The following is a 1,277-nucleotide window of genomic DNA, read 5'->3' on the forward strand; positions in this document are numbered from 1 at the left end:
CCCCTCGCCATCCCGGCCTTGAACCGGAATCCCGTCCCTCACACGCCCAGAAGCAAGCGGGGTGCCGGGCCAAGCCCGGCATGACGAAGAACCGTCAGCTAACGACCATTTGCGGACATTCGTAACTTGAGCGAGGCTTCTGTCATGCGCCGCTGGTCCAGCCTTTTGCTTATCATTCCTTGCGTTCAGCCTCTCGTCGGCAGGGCACAGACATTAGGTGCCACGCCTGCCCCTGCTACGCGCCAACTGAGCGGCGTAACAGTTGAGGAAGCGACTGCGCTCATTGAGAAATTGGAGGATGCCCAGCGTGGTTTGCGAACCGGTCAGTTTCAGTCATTTGAACTTCTTGCTGGTTCGATAGCATCAAACGACCAGACAAAGGTCTCACCACGAGAGGCTTTTATGAGTGTGCCATTTCAAAAGATATGGCAGGTCCAGCGTGCGACCAGTGATAAGAGGCTTCGTCAGCCTTACCGACTGACTTACTTCCCGAACGGTCTTGGCCAGCCATATTGGGAGATCGAGGTGGTGCTTGGCTTGAGCGGAAACGTCGAGCGGGTGCTCATGAGATACGAAACTCCTGCACCATTCTGACTAACAGCGGCGACTGTCCGCTTACCACCCATGGCAGGCCCAAGTCCGCTTCCGAAAGCAGCCTAGCCGGTATCGACCATTCACCGAAATTCCATCGTTATTCGGCGTGATCCGTTACCAGACATTCAGCCTGCTTGCCGTGGTTTCTTTCGGGTGCGCCCAAGGCTATCTAAAACCTTAAGACGCTTCAAGGGAACGCCTCTATATTCGGTTGTTGAGCTACGGCCGCTTTGGTCTGTTACCGAAAGGAGCACCTGATTTCCAAGTGCGGTGGTGTTGAATGTTGCAGACAATGCCTTGAAGTCCGTAACCTTAGCGCCGTTGCTTTCACAAAATTCGGGCAAAACGTCCGCAAAAAGGGCGGCGGCAGCTTCAAGTTCATCGGACGGGGTTCCACGCACGACGCGACCGTTAAGAAAATCGATCTCGATCAATGCTTCGGGCGATGATGCTGCCTCACCAAATACATCCATGGGATAGTAGCCAATCACTAACCCCAAGCCGCTGGCCATCGAGTCTGCGAGATTGTGCCCTATGGCGCAAAGGCGATCGTGATTCATGCCCAAACTTTGCCAGAATTTACGTCCGCTTTCTACGTCGGCTCGCTCCGAAGCAGACCGTTGCCTATCCACCCAATTCCGTCACCCCAGCGAAGGCTGGGGTCTCAGGAGATGGTGAACATC

At 55.0% G+C, this 1,277-nt stretch carries 2 protein-coding genes; one reads left to right on the top strand and one right to left on the bottom strand.

The annotated features are described in order from the left end of the window. The first annotated feature begins 144 nt into the window (after positions 1–144). Entirely contained in the window at positions 145–594 is a 450-nt protein-coding gene (locus AX724_RS23705) for a hypothetical protein (protein WP_156448172.1), read from the top strand. A 125-nt stretch (positions 595–719) separates the two neighbouring features. Here the strand turns inward: AX724_RS23705 and AX724_RS23710 are convergent, their stop codons facing one another. Continuing rightward, positions 720–1,154, bottom strand: a complete 435-nt coding sequence (locus AX724_RS23710) for a hypothetical protein (RefSeq protein ID WP_197421640.1) — start codon at positions 1,152–1,154, stop codon at positions 720–722. Positions 1,155–1,277 lie beyond the last annotated feature (123 nt).

Origin of the sequence: Sphingobium sp. CCH11-B1, assembly GCF_001556865.1 — a bacterium.
GTDB lineage: Bacteria > Pseudomonadota > Alphaproteobacteria > Sphingomonadales > Sphingomonadaceae > Sphingobium.